Source organism: Variovorax sp. GW821-FHT10D07 (assembly GCF_059415325.1).
Window position 1 is genome coordinate 159940 of the sequence record NZ_JBWKMZ010000014.1, and the last position, 19036, is coordinate 178975.

General features: G+C 64.7%; 9 protein-coding genes. 2 read left to right on the top strand and 7 right to left on the bottom strand.

Translation table 11 applies throughout. The features are described 5' to 3' along the window. Positions 1-121: 121 nt before the first annotated feature. Complete coding sequence (locus AC07PU_RS32680) at positions 122-364, top strand: hypothetical protein (protein ID WP_495322447.1); 243 nt, start codon at positions 122-124, stop codon at positions 362-364. A 137-nt stretch (positions 365-501) separates the two neighbouring features. Beyond that, a complete protein-coding gene (locus AC07PU_RS32685; protein WP_495322530.1) occupies positions 502-2943 on the top strand; it encodes a penicillin acylase family protein in 2442 nt (813 codons plus the stop codon). A gap of 10 nt (positions 2944-2953) precedes the next feature. On the opposite strand, the gene AC07PU_RS32690 is transcribed toward AC07PU_RS32685, so the two are convergent. The 7 genes from AC07PU_RS32690 to AC07PU_RS32720 form a co-directional block, all read right to left on the bottom strand. Further along, positions 2954-3547, bottom strand: coding sequence for an esterase/lipase family protein (locus AC07PU_RS32690; protein WP_495322448.1), 594 nt, complete (start codon positions 3545-3547; stop codon positions 2954-2956). Positions 3548-3566: 19 nt separating this feature from the next. After that, a complete protein-coding gene (locus AC07PU_RS32695; RefSeq protein ID WP_495322449.1) occupies positions 3567-4931 on the bottom strand; it encodes a tetratricopeptide repeat protein in 1365 nt (454 codons plus the stop codon). Between the two features lie 10 nt (positions 4932-4941). Continuing rightward, positions 4942-12108 (bottom strand): SPM autocatalytic domain-containing protein, encoded by a 7167-nt coding sequence (locus AC07PU_RS32700; protein WP_495322451.1) that lies wholly within the window; start codon positions 12106-12108, stop codon positions 4942-4944. Then, a complete protein-coding gene (locus AC07PU_RS32705; protein WP_495322452.1) occupies positions 12105-12641 on the bottom strand; it encodes a hypothetical protein in 537 nt (178 codons plus the stop codon). The genes AC07PU_RS32700 and AC07PU_RS32705 overlap by 4 nt, the downstream gene beginning before the upstream one ends. A 106-nt stretch (positions 12642-12747) precedes the next feature. After that, on the bottom strand, positions 12748-14226 hold the full coding sequence (locus AC07PU_RS32710) for an HlyD family type I secretion periplasmic adaptor subunit (protein ID WP_495322453.1): 1479 nt from the start codon (positions 14224-14226) through the stop codon (positions 12748-12750). Further along, positions 14223-16505 (bottom strand): type I secretion system permease/ATPase, encoded by a 2283-nt coding sequence (locus AC07PU_RS32715; protein ID WP_495322531.1) that lies wholly within the window; start codon positions 16503-16505, stop codon positions 14223-14225. Before AC07PU_RS32715 ends, AC07PU_RS32710 begins: the two co-directional genes overlap by 4 nt. A 164-nt stretch (positions 16506-16669) precedes the next feature. Next, positions 16670-19027, bottom strand: a complete 2358-nt coding sequence (locus tag AC07PU_RS32720; RefSeq protein WP_495322454.1) for a cytochrome P450/oxidoreductase — start codon at positions 19025-19027, stop codon at positions 16670-16672. Positions 19028-19036: the final 9 nt, after the last annotated feature.

Consider the following 19036-nt stretch of genomic DNA (forward strand, 5'->3'; position numbering starts at 1 on the left):
CCGGAATTCCGTCGGGTGAGCGCCTGCTTTCTTGGAACTGCCCGAAATGAACATATGCCAGGGTTGTGCGTCAGTACCAAGACGCAGACAACGCTTCGGCACATTCGCAAGGCAGTCGACGATGAAAAACTCCTCTCTCACGCGCTCCGAAGCTGCCGTTGCGACCGCCTGGACGCTCTTCAGCCGCCTGCATGACGAGCCTTCGCGCGTCCATGCCCACCGGCTGGTGGCGTGGCTCGGCGAAGACCCGCTGCACGTGCGCGCGCTCGACGATGCGCTCACCTTGTGGGCACTGGCCGGCGCGGCGCTGTCGCGGCCTTCGGGCGACGACGACAGGAATGGCCCGCGCACCGGGCTGCAGTGAACAACACGGCGCCGCCTTCGTCTTCCGAAGGAGCAACGGTCCTCGGCTACCGATCGGGCTGTGTTGCCGCAACCAGGCGGAGTCGCGTGATCTTTTCTTCCATGACAGGTGCCTCGGCGGCATCGGGCCGGCAAGCGATGGGCCGCGCCACGCGCGTGCTGGGCATCGCCGCCGTGCTGGCGCTGATGGCGGGCTCGCCCGCCAGCGCACGCGAGGCCGTTCGCGAGCGCACGTCCACCGCGATCGACATCCGTCGCACCGCCGACGGCATTCCGCATGTGCGCGCCGGCTCCTGGCGCGGCCTGGGCATCGGCCAGGGCTATGCGCAGGCGCAGGACGCGCTGTGTACGCTGGCCGACGCCTTCGTCACCTACCGCGGCCAGCGTTCGTTCTACTTCGGCCCCGACCGGAAGCCCGCGACCCGGTCGACCTTCGGCACGCCCGCCAACCTCGATCTCGATTTCTTCTTCAAGGCCTTCGCCGACGCTCCGGCCGTCGCGGCACTCGCGCGCGAGCAGCCCGCGGCGCTCAACGAATTGATCGCGGGCTACGCCGAGGGCTACAACCGCTACCTGTCGACGCTGCGCGAGCCGCGGCGCGGCACCGCCGCGAAGCCGGCCTGCGCCGATGCCCCCTGGGTGCAGGACATCGGCGCCGACGACATCTACCGCCGCATGATCGCCGCCGGCCTCGCGGGCGGCTACACGCAGTTCCTCACCGAGATCGTCAAGGCCCGGCCCGCGGCCGCGGTGCCGCCGGCATCGCCCGACCAGCTCTCGCTGTCCTCGCGCCTGGCCATGCCGGTAGGCGACGCGCGTGGCATCGGCAGCAACGTGCTGGCCTTCGGCGGCGCGGCGACCGGCGGGCAGGGCGGGGTGCTGTTCGGCAATCCGCACTGGTACTGGGGCGGGCCCGACCGCTTCTACCAGTCGCACCTCACGCTGCCGGGCCGGCTCGACGTGGCGGGCGTGTCCTTCCTCGGCATTCCCGTGGTGATGATCGGCTTCAACAACGACGTGGCCTGGAGCCACACCGTGTCGGCCGCGCGCCGTTTCGGCCTGTTCGACCTGGTGCTCGATCCGGCCGATCCCACGCGTTACCTGGTCGACGGCGTCTCGCAGCCGATGCAGGCCCATCCGCTCGCCGTCGAGGTGCGCCGCGCCGACGGTTCGATCGCCACCGAACGTCGCACGCTCTACAGCACCCGCTTCGGGCCCGTGGTCGATCTCGGCGCACGCCATCCCGCGCTCGGCTGGAGCGCGAAGAAGGCGGTCGCGATGCGCGATGTCAATGCCGACAACCACCGCATCTTCCGCAACTTCTTCCGCTGGAACCAGGCCCGCTCGCTCGATGATTTCATCGCGATCCAGCGCGAGGAGACCGCGATGCCCTGGGTCAACACCGCCGCCATCGGCCGGGGCGACCCGCGCGCCTGGTATGCCGACATCGGTGCGGTGCCCGACGTGCCCGACACGCTGCGCGCCGCCTGCGCCACGCCGCTGTCGAAGGCCTTCGCGGCCCTCGATCCGACCACGTCGGTGCTCGACGGCAGCCGCTCGGCCTGCGACTGGCGCAGCGAGAGCGCGGCGGCGCAGCCCGGCGCGATGCCCGCCGCGCGCATGCCGGGGCTGCTGCGCGAGGACTACGTGGCCAACATGAACGACAGCTACTGGCTGGCCAATCCGGCGCAGCCGCTCGAGGGCTTCGCGTCCGGCCTCGGCGGCGAGGCGAAGCCGCTCTCGCTGCGCGGGCGCGAGGGCCATCGCATCGCGGGCGAGCTCGCGGGCGCGCACCTGCGCTCGGCGCACGCGCTCGCCGACCGGCTCGCGGTCGAGACGCTGGCCTCGCGCGCCTACAGCGCGGACCGTTTCAAGGCGCCGTTGCTCGACGGCATCTGCAAGGCCGACAGCGTGGCGCTGGGGGCCGACGATCCGGTGCCGGGCCAGGCCGCGGGCATCGCCGCGAATGCGCGTTCGGTGAGCATCGGGCCGGCCTGCGAGGTGCTGCGCCGCTGGCCGAATCGCGCCGATGCGCAGGACCGCGGCGCGCTGCTATGGGACTTCTTCTGGACCCGCGTGCGGAAGATTCCGTCGGCCGAGCTCTATGCCACGCCGTTCTCGCCCGGCACGCCGCTGTCCACGCCCGACGACATCCGTGCCGCCGATCCGCGCGTGGCGCGTGCGCTGGCCGGCGCCGTCGAGGACATGGCCGCCAAGGGCTGGGCGCTCGACACGCCGTTGGGCGCGCGCCGCTTCGCGCGCAGCGCCGGTGGCCTGGTTCCGCTCTACGGTGGCTGCGATTCCGATGGCTACTTCACCAATGCTTGCTCGCGCGACGACGACTACACGATGAGCGAGCTCTCGCACGGCAACACCTACCTGCAGATCGTCCACTTCGACGCACGCGGCGTGCAGGCCCGCACGCTGCTCGCGCATGGCGAGCGCGAGACCGCAGTGACGAACGGCGCGGGCGCCGCACCCGTGTTGCGTTATGCGCGCAAGGACTGGCTGCGCTTCCCGTTCCGCGAGGAAGAGATCGCGCGCGATCCGAAGCTGGTGCGCGAGACGCTGCGGCCCTGAGCGACGCGCTTCAGGCGCGCGCTGCGTCCAGGGCACCCATCCGCTGGACGATGTCCGCGCAGACGCGTGCGTTGCCTGGCATGAACCGATGCAGCAGGGCACGCGCATCGAGGCTGCTCGATGCACGAGGCCAGTGGGAGCTGCGGGCCGGGAACACCGTCACGTCGAAAGACGTCCAGTAGCCGAACACCGCCATCCGCGCGAGCCGATGCTCGGTGCGCCGGAGCTCCTCGAGCACCGGGCTGCCGGGCCGCATGTCGCGGGCACCCTTTCCCGGATAGAGGTAGGCCAGCAGCGTTCCCTGGTGCGGCGCCGAAACCGCGAACAGGGCCTCGCAGCGCGCATGCCCGTCGAGCAGCTGCAGGTAGTGGCGCGAGACGATGCAGCCCATGCTGAAGCCCACGATGGCGATCGGCTCGGTCGGGCCGAGCTGCTCGTCGACATGCGCCTTCAGCTTGCAGGCAAGGTCATGGATGCCGCGGCGTCCATCCGGGGGCTTGAGCGCGGGCACCCAGCAGCGATGGCCGGCGTCGCGCAGGCTGCGCTCGAGGCGCCGGAAGATCGCGCCGTCGTCGAAGATGCCGTGCACCAGCACCACATTCATGCCGTGCGCTTCTTCCGCATTACTGCTTCGCCGCCGGAAACGTGAGCTTGTTCTTCAGGCGCGCGCCGTCCGGGCTGATGGCCAGCACCGCCTGGGTCACGGCCTGCGGGCTGTCCGTCGTCCCCGCGCCGAAGTGCCACAGCCGCCCGTCGCTGTCGCGCTGCACCCGGTACACGGTCTTGCGCAGCGGTCCGCCATAGTCCGGAACCTGTGCATCGGACAGCTTGCGTACCGTCACGCCGGTGGCCGCCAGGGCTTCGACGCTTTGCGCGAACGCCGCATCGACCTCCTTGGCACTGGCCTTCTGCGCGCGGATCTCGCACACGCCGTTGTCGAGCAGCACCAGCACCCGCTGCGAATAGACGCTGCTGCTGACATCCCACACCGAGCCCGGCTCGCCGTTGAGAAAGCTGATCGCGTTCGGTGGGTTCTCGATATAGCCGGGCCTGGCCTTCACCAAGGCCGTGCGCAGGGCCAGCGGCTGGTCGTAGTGCTTCAGGCAGGTGTCCTGCCACAGGGCCATGAGCGCACGCGCCTGTGCCTCGGGGGAGAAGCGCAGGTCCGGATTCGCGACCGGTGCGCCCGCGTTGGCTTCGATGCCGGCGGGCGCGCGAGGCTTGGGTGGGCGATTCCTCTGGCCCTCGATGTACCGGAGTTCGCTGCGCGACATCGCGTTGGCGGGGTCGAGCGCGAGCACGCGTTCGTGCAGGGCCTTGGCGGCATCGAGATCGCCGAGCTCGACCCCGGCAAAGGCCATGCCGCGCAGTGCGCGCGTGGTTTCCGAGGTCTTCACCTGTTCCGGGCTGAGCTGCGCCGCGTCCAGTGCCTGTTTGAACCGGTCGAAGGATGCGCGCCAGTTCTTCTCGAGCGCATCGATGTTGCCGCGCTCCGACAGGTACTTGGAGTTCTGCGGCGACAGCAGGATGGCGGCATCGAAGGCCTGCCTGGCCTCCGGAATCCGGTGCAGATCGACCAGCGCGAAGCCCTGCGTGAAGTAGGCGAGGCCGAACCAGGGGCCATGAACCTTGGCCGGCGTGTTCGCGTTGGCGGCCTGGCCCAGGTAGGCGAGGGTTTCGACCAGGGACCGCGACGAGAACGAGATGACGCCGATCTCGCGATAGCGCTTCTCGTACTCGGCGACGGCCTGTTGCGCCAGCGGCAGGGCCTCGGCCGGCTTCTTCGCCTGGATCAACGACAGCGCGCGCAGCACCCGCTGCGCGTTGGCGTCGTTGTCTTCATCGGATGGGGCGGGCGCCGGCTTGGCGGAAGCCGTGGCCTGCGCGGTCGGCTCGATCTTTCCTTCGAGTTGCGTCGCGCAGGCGGCCAGCAGCAGCGACAGAAGTAGTGCCGCGCAAGCCTTGCCGCCCTTCGGGATGTTCGACATCGTCCCGGTCTCAGGTCCAGTTGGCTGCTAGCACCGGTGCCAGGCTGCTCTGGTAGTTGGCCGGGAGAGTCGTCTGCCCGGCTGCCGGCGGTGCGAATCCCGCCATCGCCTGCACGAGGTTCTGCACCTGGCTGTCCAACAGGGTCTTGCCGCCGGCCTTGAACTGCTCGACCTGGTATTGATCGCCCAGATACCAGTTGCTCAGCGTGAACTTGTCGGTGGAGCCGATGACGCTGACTTCCAGGTTGTTGCCGACCTTCTGGAACCAGAGCTGGTCGATGGCGATATCGGCGGCGAACTGCGCCACGTCGGTGTTGCCCGCCGTGGCATCGTTCTCCGTGATGGTGTCGATGCCGTAGCCGCGGCCAAGCACGTAGGTGTCGTTACCGACACCGCCTGCCAGCGTGTCCGCGCCGGCGCCGCCGTTGAGCGTGTCGTTGCCCGCGCCGCCGGTCAAGCCATTGGCACCGGCATTGCCGATCAGGATGTCGTTGTAGCTGCCGCCGACCAGGTTTTCGATGTTGAGCAGCGTATCGGTGCCCGAGCCGCCGGTGACTTGCGCCGCGGTACTGGCCAGGCTGACCGTGACGCCCGAGGCGGCATAGGCGTACGACACCGTGTCGGAACCGTCCAGTCCGTCGATCACGTTGTTGCCCGCGCCGGCATACAGCACGTTGGCGAGCGCATTGCCCGAGGCATTCACCGCACCGGTGGTGTTGATGTAGAGGTTCTCGAGGTTGGCGCCCAGCGTGTAGCTGATCGTGCTGTAGACGGTGTCGGTTCCTTCGTTGGCGAGTTCGGTCACGATGTCGCCGGCGTTGTCGACGTTGTAGCTGTCGTTACCCGCCCCGCCGACCATCGTGTCCGCGCCGGCACCGCCGTTCAGGGTGTTGGCGCCGGCATTGCCGGTGAGCTTGTCGTTGAAGTTGCCGCCCACGAGATTCTCGACATTCAGGATCGTGTCGGTGCCGGAGCCACCGGTGGCTTGTGCCGCGGTACTGGCCAAGCTGACGGTCACACCGGATGCCGCATAGAGATAGGACACCGTGTCGATACCGTCGCCGCCATCCAGCACGTTGTTGCCGTCTCCCGTGTACAGGATGTTGTTCAGCGCATTGCCGGTGGCGTCGATGTTGCCGGTGGTGTGCAGGCGGATGTTCTCCACGTTGGCGGCGAGCGTGTGGCTGACGTAGGCGTAGACGATGTCGGTTCCCTCGTTGGCGAGTTCCGTGACCGTGTCGCCGACGTTGTCGACGTAGTAGGTGTCGTTGCCCGCGCCGCCGAGCATGGTGTCGATGCCGGCTGCACCGTTGAGGGAGTCGTTGCCTGCGCCGCCGGTCAGCGTGTTGCTGGCGGCGTTGCCTGTGATCACGTTGTCGAGGGCGTTGCCGGTGCCGTCGATGGCGGCGGTGTCCGTGAGCGTGAGGTTCTCGACGTTGGCGCCGAGCGTGTAGGTGATGGCGCTCTGGACGAGATCGATGCCCTCGTTGGCGAGTTCGGTGACCACGTCGCCGGCGACATCGACGACATAGACATCGTTGCCCGCGCCGCCAATCAGCGTGTCCGTACCGGCCCCACCGTTGAGGGTGTCGTTGCCGGCGCCGCTGGTCAGGGTGTTGCTGGCGGCGTTGCCGGTGATCACGTTGTCCAGGGCGTTGCCGGTGCCGTTGATGGCGGCAGTGCCCGTGAGCGTCAGGTTCTCGACGTTGGTGCCGAGCGTGTAGGTGATGGCACTCTGGACGAGGTCGGTGCCTTCGTTGGCCAACTCGGTGACCACGTCGCCGGCGACATCGACCACATAGGTGTCGTTGCCCGCGCCGCCGATCAGCGTGTCGATACCGGCTCCGCCGTTGAGCGTGTCGTTGCCTGCACCGCCGGTCAAGGTGTTGTTGGCGGCGTTGCCGGTGAGGACATTGTCCAGAGCATTGCCGGTGCTGTTGATTGCCGTGCTGCCCGTGAGGGTCAGGTTCTCGACGTTGGCGCCGAGCGTGTAGGTGATGGCGCTCTGGACGATGTCCGTACCCTCATTGGCCAGTTCGGTGATGACATCGCCGGCGGCATCGACCACATAGACGTCGTTGCCTGCGCCGCCAATCAGTGTGTCCGTACCGGCCCCACCGTTGAGGGTGTCGTTGCCGGCGCCGCCGGTCAGCGTGTTGCTGGCGGCATTGCCGGTGATCACGTTGTCGAGGGCGTTGCCCGTACCATTGATGGTTGCAATGCCGGTCAGCGTCAGGTCCTCGACGTTGGCTCCAAGCGTGTAGGTGACGCCACTCTGCACAAGATCCGAGCCTTCGTTGGCCAGTTCCGTCACGACATCGCCTGCGCTGTCCACGACGTAGACGTCGTTACCTGCTCCACCTATCAACGTGTCTGCGCCAGTTCCTCCATCGAGCACGTTGGCCGCCGCGTTGCCGGTGAGCTTGTCGTTGAACGCACTGCCCGTGAGGTTCTCGATCTCGAGCAGCGTGTCGCTGCCGGAGCCGCCCGTCGCCTGCGCGGTGGTCACCATCAGACTGACCGTCACGCCGGAGAGCGCGTACTGGTAGGAGGCTGTATCAATTCCGCCCAGGCCATTGAGCACGTTGTTGCCTGCGCCTGAGAAGAGCACATTGTTCGCCGCGTTGCCGGTGCCGTTGATGGCGGTAGTGCCGGTCAACTGCAGGTTCTCGAGATTGGCACCCAGCGTGTGACTGATGCTGCTTTGCACGAGATCTATGCCTTCGTTGACCAGTTCAGTGATCACATCGCCCACTGCGTCGATCACGTAGGTGTCGTTGCCGGTGCCTCCGATCAGCGTGTCTGTTCCGCCGCCGCCGATGAGGGTATCGTTGCCCGCGCCGCCGGTCAGAGTGTTATTGGCGGCGTTTCCTGTGAGGTTGTTGTCCAGGGCGTTGCCAGTGCCGGTGATAGCAGCCATTCCCGTGAGCGTCAGGTTCTCGACGTTCGCACCCAGCGTGTAACTGATGCTGCTCTGCACGAGGTCCGTGCCTTCGTCGACTAGTTCTGTGATCACGTCACCTGCGACGTTGACCACAAAAGTATCGTTGCCCATGCCGCCGATCAAAACATCGGCCCGAATGCCACCTTCCAGAATATCGTTGCCTAACCCGCCGTTAAGCCTAGTTCCTCCCCAAGGGTTACCGACCAGATGATCATTGAAGTTCGACCCTAAAAAGTCGTGCAGATCCTCGATACGACTCCCTAGAGAGTCCGTATAGTAGGCTTCATAGATGTATTGACCATCGTCGAGATAGGCGTGCTCGTACCAGGAAGTCTTGACCCCGACTGCGAGCTCTTCATAGCTCAATCGGTCGGCTCCTTCCAGGCTCACGCTGCCAAAAACTTTGGTATTCAAGCCGGTGATCACGAACGTGTCAGAGCCTCGCCCCGAGCGAAGCGTGGTGTCACGGTCGCCTCCAATCAAGGTGTCGCCGTGTGCCGATGCGGTGATCGAGATGGCATGAACTTGCCCATCGTATGTGTTTTCTCCCCGCAGACTACGCACCCCACTCGTGGACGTTTGAAAGCGGACATCGTCAATACCAGTTAGATTGGAATACAAATCGAGCCGCGCGGCATTCACTCCCAACAGGGTCACTTTGGGCTGGCCATTGTGGTAAATGACTGTGTTGCCTAGACCATCGTCGGCGATGTCTATATAGCTCCATGCGCGACTATTGATGAACTGGAGCTGATCGCCTGCGGCGCCCACTTGGAAACCACTGACCGTGATGGTTCCGGTCGTGCTCGTGACGGCGATGTTGTCCACGCCTGCATTGAGGACAAAAGTCTGGTTGCCGCGATTGCCGATCAGCAGGTTGTAGCCATTGTCTGCCGTGGTGGTCTGGCCATCCTTGCCGACGTAGGCCCGTGTATAGCCATTGGATTGTGCAATGGCACCGAGCATTTGATCGCCCATGATCTTCAGCTCGGCCATTGGCTGTAAGGCTGACGCATAGGCTCGGAACGCTTCCGCCGCCATCGTAGCATCGGCGCGTGTGAGGAAGGTTGCACCGTTCGGAAGATGGCCAGTTAGATTGAGGTTCTGGGGGACCAATTCGTTGAGTTTGTTCTGGACCTCCGGCAGGCGTGCAGCCATGGCTTCGACCTGGTCCTTGACATTCAGGTAGCTGACGATGGCATCGTCCCAGTCCCTGGTCGCGAATATCGCCTGCAAATCCGCTGAATGTCGGGCGTCGGCGGTCTGGGTAGCATTGGCCACCTGCGCATCGCGTCGGGCCATGACTTGTTTGTTGGCTGCCCATTCGATGGATTGGGCTGCCTTGATCTCTCCCTGGCGCAGTGAAGCGATGCCGTTGAGCACGTCGACGATATCCGCTGGAGCGCTATTGATGCGCCGCAACGAAGGGTAGGTGTTGGCGTCCACCTTTGAACCGTAGAAGTAGACGATCTTGTCATTCAGCCCCGTCGGGCCCAGGCCTGCCTGCTGTGACCAGCTCGCCTTCATCCGGTACTCCATGATGGCGTCGCCTAAAGGTGGTGTACCCGGGGGCACCCCAAACGTCCGCTGCAGCGCGGAGATGGCAGCTTGCTCGTTGGCCTGGCGGCTCATTGCGAGGATGGCGGTTGCCTTGGCCTGACCAGCTGCCATTGCCGCGTAGCCCTTGCCCGCGTACTCCGCGAAGGCGAGCGCGGCCGCTGACACTGGGCGCACGCCGTCCGTGATCGCTGTCAGTTCCGTGGCCAATCCCACGTCGTTGATGGTGTGGCGCTTGCCGTCGGCCGTGGTGTACCCTGCCTTGCTCAGGATGACGTTGCCGTCGTCGTTGCGATTGACGGCTTGAGGGGTGAGATCGATGGAGGTGATGCCCAGGCTTGCGAGGGTGCGCAGTTCGCCCGCATCCGTCTTGCCATCCTGGTCGGCGTCGATCCAGACTTGCAGTTCGTCGAAGTAGCGTTTGCCGGTGGCCGGGTTGATCTTGGAGGTGGTTGCCGAAAAGGACGTCGCTCCGGCGGTGGCCAGCGTGGCCAGGGCCTTGAAGCCGTCTTGGTTTGCCGGCGGTGTGCCCGAGGCAGCGAACTGCTGGCCGAACCATTCGCTTGCATCATCGACAATGCCATTGGCGTTCTTGTCGAACACGAGGATGCCTTCCTTGCGTCCTACCCAGCCCACTGTTTTGATCTGGCCATTCGCATCGACGTCGAATGTGGCGTTGCTGCGGTCCAGTGCCGTCAGTTCAAGCCCGTCGTCGTCAAGATCGAGCACCAGCGGCAGCGAAAGGTTGGCAGATGCTGGGCGAGGCGGTGGAGGCGGCATGTTGCCAAAGCCGAGTACGTTGACTGTGAAGTATGAGGGCGTCTGCTGGCGCAATGTGTTGACGCGGCTTTGCGACAGGATGCTCAACGCCTGTCTGACGGCCGCGTCCATTCCGCTGGACAGCATCAGCGTGGAGGGGATTCCGGCGCCGAGGAAGTACGGCACCCATCGGTCAGAGATGTAAGGCATGCCGAGCCGATTTGCCAGCGTATCCAACGACGCGCCCGTGTCCTTGGCGTTACTGACGCCAGCGGCGTTGTTGCCGCCGGCGTTGGCGAACTGCTGGTCGTAACGACCGTACGTCGCCGACTCGCTGCTGCTCAAATCGGCTGCATCGGAATTGTTCTGGAGATTGGCAATGAACGCGCCCAGGTCGTCTCCGGTGTAGGTCTGACCATCCTGGGTCCAAGAGACAGGCACCCAGTTGCCGTCAGCATCCTGCTCATAAGCGGCGACGGCCCCTCCGTTCGCAAGTGCAATGGAAGCGGTCCCGCCCTCGCCATCAAAAACGAATGTCTCCAGGACTCCGGCGGAATTTCTACTTATTGTGGTGGATTCCAGTGAGCCCGTCTGATTGAATTGGCTCGTGGTGATTGACGAGTCGTCGTTAAGCACGATTTCCTTGCGCTTGACGATCGATTCATTGAGTGAGCTTTGATGACCCGTGAAGTCGTACGTGGTTTGTCCTTGACTATTCGTGGTTGTCTGACGTATCGAATAGCCCCCATTGGCATCGATGGTCCGGCTATAGACAGTCTGCCCTCCCGTGCTCGGGACTGTCATGTAGTACTCGCCAGTTGTGGAATTGCTATTGATGCTGGCTCCCGTCGCGTAGTTGTACGTTATGCTGCCATTTGACTGCCTTTTGGGAATGTAAATTACTTGACCGGCTTGAACGATATTTGGGTTGGTAATTCCTGGGTTGCTGGCCAGCAGATCTGCCAGAGAGATGTCGTTCAGTAGGTTTTGCTGGGAGAGCACGATCTGGCTCAGGTTTCCACCCGCATTGAGTATGACGCTATTGGGGCCGTTTGCCGTAAATCCGCTTTGTAATGAACCTCTGGCTGGCGGCTGCACTCCGGCCGGAGCATTTTGCCAGGACTGGCCATCTGACGTAGGGATCAGCGCGCCCGAGTAGGTTTGCACACCCATGCGGTCATAGGTGTAGGTATTGGCCGAGACAGCAGCGCCATCGCTGTTGTAAAAATACTGAGAAAAAGTGCTGCCAATGGCATCCCCATTTGCATTAACGATGGTGATGGTTTCGCTTTTTATATAGGCGCCTTGCGCATTCTGTGTCCAGATGGTGTCAGTACGAACATTTCCTTCTTTCGTGCTGAGGCTCGTATTGAGAGGACTGAGACCATCAGGTGCACGACGCGTGAGATCTGGAGTAGGCGGAAAAAGCAAAGGCGAAACGGTTGGAGTATTGGGTGTAGTTGCAGAAGAAAAAATTTGGCCGATGGTTTTGTCGCCCACCATGTTCTGAGCAACCCCCGCAGCCGCACCAACTCCTTTAAGAATCAGTCCTCCAACGAGTTGAGGGCCTGGCTTAATCAAAAAATTTCCTGCCAGTTCTGAAATTCCGCCGACTACACTCAGTGCATCGCCTGCTTTGATGGAATCAACGTTGTTTGTTACTTGAAGAGTCAAGCGAATTCGTTCGGCAGATATGCCAACGGACGCCAAGGTCGAGCCTGATCCGAGCCAACCAGACCATTGGGGATTATTCGCTCCAAGCTCTGCCATGCCCGCAGTAATCTTTGCGGAGGTATTGATAACGTCAGTCCATGCTGCGCGCCGCTGATCTGCATTGTCTCCATTCAGCGCCTCACTGAGCGCTTTGGCAAGAGAGCCGGCATCGTTTTGCAGATTAATGATGGTGTACGTGCTCATGATTTCTCCCGGTTAGCTTTTTTGCTCGCAATAATCAGTTGTATAAAATGAAAAATTAAAAACGAAATAAATCCCAGAACAATAGAATTGCTTTTGGACTCCCTTGCCCATTGCTCTCGAATTTCATCATCGTTGCGGGAATAGTAGGTTGTGCTTCCCGAAGTTATTTCGGTGACGATGGGGGATTTTCCGTGGTAGGTTGGTATGAGGGTTTGAATGGCTTCCACTGGCCTTCCATTTAACTGTTCTTTTAATCCGCAATCATTGCGGCCCGTTCCTACTTGATAATAGGAGAGGCCTATGCAGTTGACGGCAGTACTGCCAACCCAGCTTTGGCTATATCTGCCGCCTGCGTCGCAGCATTTGTATATTCCATGGAGGGGAGGGAGTTTTTCAAGCTTCACTCCTTCTTGAGGTTCTGAGTTTTTGGCGATTGAGAAAAAAATGATTCCGAAAACCACGCCGACTGCGGCACTGGAAAGTAGCATTTTTTTATTCCACCATTTAATTTTCACGGGTTCGGCTTGACTCATGGATTTGATTTCAAAATTGATTAAAAATCAGAATGCTTGGTACTTCGCGGCTGAGGATCGAAGTCGTGCTTGTCGTGTGACATTGGTCATTAGGTGATTTCTCAACTTATCTTTCCCTCAAACTCTCACTCGTAGCCCGTTGCACCGGACTGAGCAAGAACTCAATAACCCGCCTCTTCCCCGTCTTGATCTCCGCCGTCAAGTTCATCCCCGGCGAGAGCTTGATCGCCTTGCCATCCACATCGATGCTGGTGGCGTTGAGATTGAGCGTCACCGGGAAGATTGCCCCGCGCTTCTCGTCATTGACCGCATCGGCCGTCACCGTCTTCACCGTCGCATCCACCGTCCCATAGCGCGTGTACGGGAAGGTCTCCAGCTTGATGCGCGCTTCCTGCGTCGGGCTCACGAAGCCGATGTCCTTGTTCTCCAGCGTCACCTCGGCCGTGACCTGCGCGTCGTGCGGCACGATCACCATCAGCGGCTGCGCCTCGGTCACCACGCCACCCTCGGTGTGCGTCACCAGCTGCTGCACCGTGCCGGCCACCGGCGCCTTCAAGGTCGTCAGGCGCTCTCGTTGCCCCGCCTTGGCGAGTTCCTGAGTGCCCTGCTGGCGCTTGAGCTCGGCCGCGGCTTCCCTGGTGCGCAGTGCATTGCGGGTCTCGGCGATGTAGGAGGCCCTGGTGTTCTCGCTCTCGCGCAGCGTCGCATTGGCCTCGGCCAGCCGCGCGCGCTGGGTGGCGAGGTCGCGCTCCAGCTCGATGCGCTCGCGCGTGCGGTCCTGGTTCGCATGGCTGGACATGAAGCCCTGGTTGGCCAGCTGATGGAAGTCGGCCTCTCTCTGCTTGGCAATTGGCAGCGTGGTCTCGAGCTTGGCCACCATCTCGCGGACCGTGGCGATCTCGGCCTGGCGGCGCTGCAGTTCAGCCGCCGCCTTCGCGAGCTTGGCGGTGATGTCGCTCCATTCGTCGCTCAGCTGGAGCTTCGCCGCGGCGACGTCCACCTCGCTCCAGGCCGGCAGGTTCGTGCCCAGCTCCGGCGCTCGGGGAGATGAGGCATTGAGTGCCTGCAGCAAGGCCCGCGTCCTTAGAACCTCCGACTGCGCCGACTTCAGCTGCTCGTCGATGCTGGTCTTGTCTGCATTGGCGCTGGTCGGATCGAGCTCGACCAATGCCTGTCCGGCTTCGACATGGTCCCCATCCTTCACCAGCACCCGCTTGACCACGCTGACCTCCAGCGGCTGGATCAGCTTGGTGCGCTCGCTCACCACGATCTTGCCCGGCGCCACCGCCACGATGTCCACCTGCCCGACGATGGACCACACCAGCGCGATCAGGAACAGCGCGATCAGCGCGAAGGCCAGTCGCCTCGGTGCGGGGTGCACGGGCGTGTCCTGCAGGCTCAGCGCCGCCGGCAGGAAGGCGGCTTCGTCGCTCAGGCGCTTCGGGCCCGCCAGCTCATGGCGGTGCCGCCAGGCGGCCTGGAAGATCGCGCGGTAGCGTCCCAGCAGCTCGAAGACCGGGTGCATCGGTTGTGGATGCACGCTCGGCTGGTTGGCCGCGTCGGTGCGCTGGATGGGGGCGGTCATGCCGGCACCTCCATGCCCGCGGGCTTGCCGCCGCGGTCTTTGCCATTGCCCTCCATGTGCCCACCGCCCTGCATGTTCCACAGGTAGGCATAGATGCCCTTGGGCCGATTGAGCAGCGCCTCGTGCGTGCCGCCCTCCACGATGCGCCCCTTCTCCATCACGATGATCCGGTCGGCATGGCGCACGGCGCTCAGGCGGTGGGCGATGATGAAGACCGTGCGCCCCTTGCAGATGTGCGCCATGTTGCGCTGCACGATGGCCTCGCTCTCGTAGTCCAGCGCGCTGGTGGCCTCGTCGAAGATCAGGATGCGCGGCTGCGTGAACAGCGCCCGCGCGATGGCGATGCGCTGGCGCTGGCCGCCCGACAGGCTGGCGCCCTGTTCGCCCACCACGGTGTCGTAGCCCTCGGGCAGCTCGCTGATGAACTCATGTGCGCCCGCCAGCCGCGCCGCATGCAGCACCGCCTCCAGCGGTGCGGCCGGGTCGGCGATCGCGATGTTCTCGCGCACGCTGCGGTTGAACAGGGTGTTCTCCTGCAGCACCACGCCCACCTGTCTTCTGAGCTGCGCCGCGTCGATCAGGCCGATGTCGATGCCGTCGACCAGCAGTCGTCCCTGCTCGGGCGTGTACAGCCGCTGGATGAGCTTGGTCAGCGTGCTCTTGCCCGAGCCCGAGCGCCCGACGATGCCGATGACCTCGCCCGGGCGCACGTCCAGGCTCACGCCGTGCAGCACTGGCGGGGCCTCGGGGCGGTAGCGGAAGGTCAGGCCTTCCAGCGTGACGCGGCCCTTGAGCGCGGGCAGTTGGGCCGCGGTGCTCGGCGGCACCTCGGTGCGGGTGTTCAGGATGTCCCCCAGCCGGGCCATGGAGATGCCGGTCTGCTGGAAGTCGGTCCACAGCTGCGCCATGCGCATGATGGGCTGCGACACGCGCTGGGCGAACATGTTGAAGGCGACGAACTGGCCCACGGTGAGACCTGCACCGGTCGCGTCGTTGTTCATCACGAGGTGGGCGCCGTACCAGAGGGTGGCGGCATTGACCAGCTTGCCGATCAGGTTCACGCCCTCGTGGGCCCAGCTCGCGAGGTTCTGGGTGCGGAAGCTCGCGCTGACGTAGGCGGCGAGCTGGTTGTCCCAGCGCCGCGCGAAGGCCGGCTCCAGCGCGGTGGCCTTGACCGTCTGGATCGCGCCCACGGTCTCCACCAGCATGGCCTGGTTCTCCGCGCCGCGCGCGAACTTCTCGTCCAGGCGCCGGCGCAGGATCGGCACCACCGCCAGGCTCAGGCCGAAGTACAGCGGCAGGCTCACCAGCACGATCAGCGTGAGCGGCATGCTGTAGAACAGCATGATGGCCACGAAGACGACCGAGAACACGACGTCCAGCAGCACGGTCAGGGCGTTGCCGGTAAGGAAGCTGCGGATGTTCTCGAGCTCGCGCACGCGCGCCACGGAGTCGCCCACGCGCCGGGCCTGGAAGTAGGCCAGGGGCAGTTGCACGAGGTGGCGGAACAGCCGCGCGCCCAATTCCACGTCGATGCGGCTGGTGGTGTGGCTGAAGACGTAGCTGCGCAGGCCGTTGAGCAGGGATTCGAAGATGACCACCACCACCAGGCCCACGACCAGCACGTCCAGCGTGGTGAGCCCGCGGTGCACGAGCACCTTGTCCATCACGACCTGGAAGAACAGCGGGCTGACCAGCGCGAACAGCTGCAGCATGAACGAGATCAGCAGCACCTCGCCCAGCAGCCGCCGGTGCTTCACCAGGCTGGGGATGAACCAGGAGAAGTCGAACTTGGCGAGTTCGCCCACGAGGCTGGCGCGGCTGGTGACGAGGATGAGTTCGCCGCTCCAGTGGGTGGCGAAGACTTCCAGGGGTTCGATGACGGGGCGCGGGGTAGGTGCAGCGGGGTCTTGCAGCAGGACACGCTGACCGTCGCACTGGGCGAGGATGACGAAGCGCTCGCTGCCGTCGGGATCACGCAGTGCCGCGAGGGCGGGCAGGGGCGTGTGGGCAAGGCGCTCGATGCCGCTGCGGCTGGACTTGGCCTTCAGGCCCAGGTGGCGGGCTGCGCGCAACAGGGTTGCGGTGTCGGCGGCTTCCGAAGAGGTCAGGCCCAGTTGGTGGGCCAGCAGGGCAGGGTCTGCTGCGATCTGGTGGAAGCGCGCGAGCGTGCACAGCGCGGCGAGAGAGGCCGATGCCTCTTGCCGCGTTTCGTTCTCGGGCTTGGAGAGCGCCGCGTCGCCCCCCGCCGGTGCCGTATCGGCACCTGATGGATTCAGTTCTCCCACTCCTCGCTCCCACACATTTCTTGTGTCGGGGACGGTAGCGGAAGACGGATCGAACTACAACGACAGTTCAATGACAAAAGCTCCGGAGCTCTTGACAAGTGTCCTGCAAAAGCGCGGCGGCAAGGTCCTCGAGCCTGGGAACTATCGGTGCTCGGTCAAAGCTCCAACACCAACCGCTCCCCCGCACAAGCCCGCGAGCAGCAAGTCATCATCCGTCCATTCGCCTCGCGCTCCGAGCGCGTCAGCACCACGTCGCGGTGGTCGACCTTGCCGGCCAGCACGCGCACCTCGCACGAACCGCACAGGCCTTCCTCGCAGTCGCTCTGCACGTCGATGTTGGCGGCGCGCAGCGCGTCGAGCACGGTGCGGTCGGCCGGCACGGGCACGACGATGCCCGAGTCCTTGAGCTCGACCTCGAAGGCGTGCTCCTTCGACGGGTCGAGCGTGCCGAGCTTCGATTCGAAATGCTCCACGCGCAGCGAGTCCTCGGGCCAGGCGGCGCAGCAGGCCTCGAGGGCGTCGAGCATGCGCGCGGGACCGCAGGCATAGACCTGGGTGCCTTCGCGCGGGCTGGCGAGCAGCGTGGCGAGATCGCAGCGCAGGCCTTCCTCCTTCGCGTAGACATGCAGGCGCTCGCCATGCAGCGCCGCCAGTTCGTCGACGAAGGCCATGCGCGCGCGGCTGCGGCCGCTGTAGTGGATCTCGTAGTCCAGGCCCAAGGCCTTGGCGCGGCGTGCCATCGCGGCGATGGGCGTGATGCCGATGCCGCCGGCGATCAGGATCAGCCGTTGGCGGCTCTCGTCGAGGTGGAAGTGGTTGCGCGGGCCGCGCACCTTGAGCTTGTCGCCGGGGCGCACGTTGGCATGCACCCAGGCCGAGCCGCCGCGGCCGTCTTCCTCGCGCAGCACGGCGATCTCGAGCACGTCGGCCTCGGCGGGATCACCGCACAGCGAGTACTGGCGCGAGCGCTCGGGCGAGCCGCATTCGATGTCGATGTGCGAACCCGGCGTCCAGCGCGGCACGGGGCGGCCGTCGGGCGTGGCCAGGCGCAGCTTCACTACGCCCTCGGCGACCGGGGTCACGCTCTGCACCACCATCTGGCGCGAGATCGCGTGCTTCGAAGGCTCGCCGATGCGCACGGGCACCTGCTGCTCCAGCAGCGCGGCATCGCGGCGCTCGGGGTTCTGGGACGGGTCCCATTCGACCCACAGGTGCTCGGGGCCGCGGAACGAGGTGTTGGGCACGTAGCTGAACTGCTGCTCGGCGATCTTCATGTGCGGCAGGCGGCGCGTGAACTCTTCGAGGAAGATCTGCATCTCCATGCGCGCGAGGTTCTTGCCCATGCACTGGTGCGAACCGTAGCCGAAGGTCAGGTGGTCGCTGGCGTTGTCGCGCCGGATGTCGAACAGGTCGGCATCGGCGAAATGCGCCTCGTCGTGGTTGGCCGACGAGGTGACGATCAAGAGCTTCGAACCGGCGGGGATGTCGATGCCGCCGACCTGCACGTCCTTCGTCGCGAGACGGCGCCAGGCCGCGACCGAGCCGTTGTGGCGCAGGCATTCCTCCACCGCGCTCGAGATCAGGCCGGGGTCCTCGCAGATGTCGCGCCAGGCCTGCGGATGCTGCAGCAGCAGCTTCATCGCATTGGCCGTGGCGTTGGCGGTGGTCTCGTGCGCGGCCACGATGCCGGCCATCATCATCGAGTGCAGGTAGGAGTCGGTCACGACCTCGGGATGCTCCTTCTGCTTGCGCAGGCCGTAGGGCATCCAGCCCGGCGCGTCGGGGTTCAGGCGCATCTTGTCGAGCACCTTGCCCGCGAACTGCCAGAAGTTGCCGACCGCGTGCGCCACCGCCACCTGCTCCTCGGGCTTCGGGCGGCCCCAGGTGTTGACGGTGTGGGCGATCGAGTACTGGCGCAGCGTGTCCATGTCCTCCTCGGGCACGCCGAGGAAGTGCAGGGCGACGGTCAGCGGCACCTCCCACAGCATCTGGTCGACCAGGTCGGCGCGGCCGTCGTCGATGAAGCGGTCGACGTACTCGCGCGCGAGCTGGCGCACCATCGGCTCGTGGTGCTTGAGCGCCTCGGGCGTGAACGGGTCCATCAGCACGCGGCGCCGCGGCATGTGGGCCGGCTCGTCCTCGTTGACCAGCGTGCGGTTGAGCGCGAAGCCGTAGCTCGCGAGCACCGCGTTGGCCTCGGGGCCGGTGGGCGTGATCTTCTCGAGCGCGATCGAGGGGCTGAAGGTGAGGTTGTCGCGGAAGATGGCCTTGATGTCCTCGAAGCGCGTGACCACCCAGTAGCCGAGCTTCGGGCTGTAGAAAACCGGCTCCTGCTCGCGCGCCCAGCGCACGTACTCGGGCGGGTCCTGCTGGTAGCCGTCCTCGAAGGGATCGAAGTCGGCGGCGCGCCGGCTCACCGGGCAGCCGGTGGGCGAGCGTTCGGCGGACAGGTCGCCGTGCGCCACGGGGCAACCCCCGGTGCGCGCGGCGGCGGCTTCGGAAACGGTGGACATCGAGAAGGC

Excerpts from the sequence above, each read along its gene's own strand:
- AC07PU_RS32680 (WP_495322447.1), top strand. The coding sequence starts at position 122 with ATGAAAAACTCCTCTCTCACGCGCTCCGAAGCTGCCGTTGCGACCGCC.
- AC07PU_RS32685 (WP_495322530.1), top strand. The coding sequence starts at position 502 with ATGGGCCGCGCCACGCGCGTGCTGGGCATCGCCGCCGTGCTGGCGCTG.
- AC07PU_RS32690 (WP_495322448.1), bottom strand. The coding sequence starts at position 3,547 with ATGAATGTGGTGCTGGTGCACGGCATCTTCGACGACGGCGCGATCTTC.
- AC07PU_RS32695 (WP_495322449.1), bottom strand. The coding sequence starts at position 4,931 with ATGTCGAACATCCCGAAGGGCGGCAAGGCTTGCGCGGCACTACTTCTG.
- AC07PU_RS32700 (WP_495322451.1), bottom strand. The coding sequence starts at position 12,108 with ATGAGCACGTACACCATCATTAATCTGCAAAACGATGCCGGCTCTCTT.
- AC07PU_RS32705 (WP_495322452.1), bottom strand. The coding sequence starts at position 12,641 with ATGAGTCAAGCCGAACCCGTGAAAATTAAATGGTGGAATAAAAAAATG.
- AC07PU_RS32710 (WP_495322453.1), bottom strand. The coding sequence starts at position 14,226 with ATGACCGCCCCCATCCAGCGCACCGACGCGGCCAACCAGCCGAGCGTG.
- AC07PU_RS32720 (WP_495322454.1), bottom strand. The coding sequence starts at position 19,027 with ATGTCCACCGTTTCCGAAGCCGCCGCCGCGCGCACCGGGGGTTGCCCC.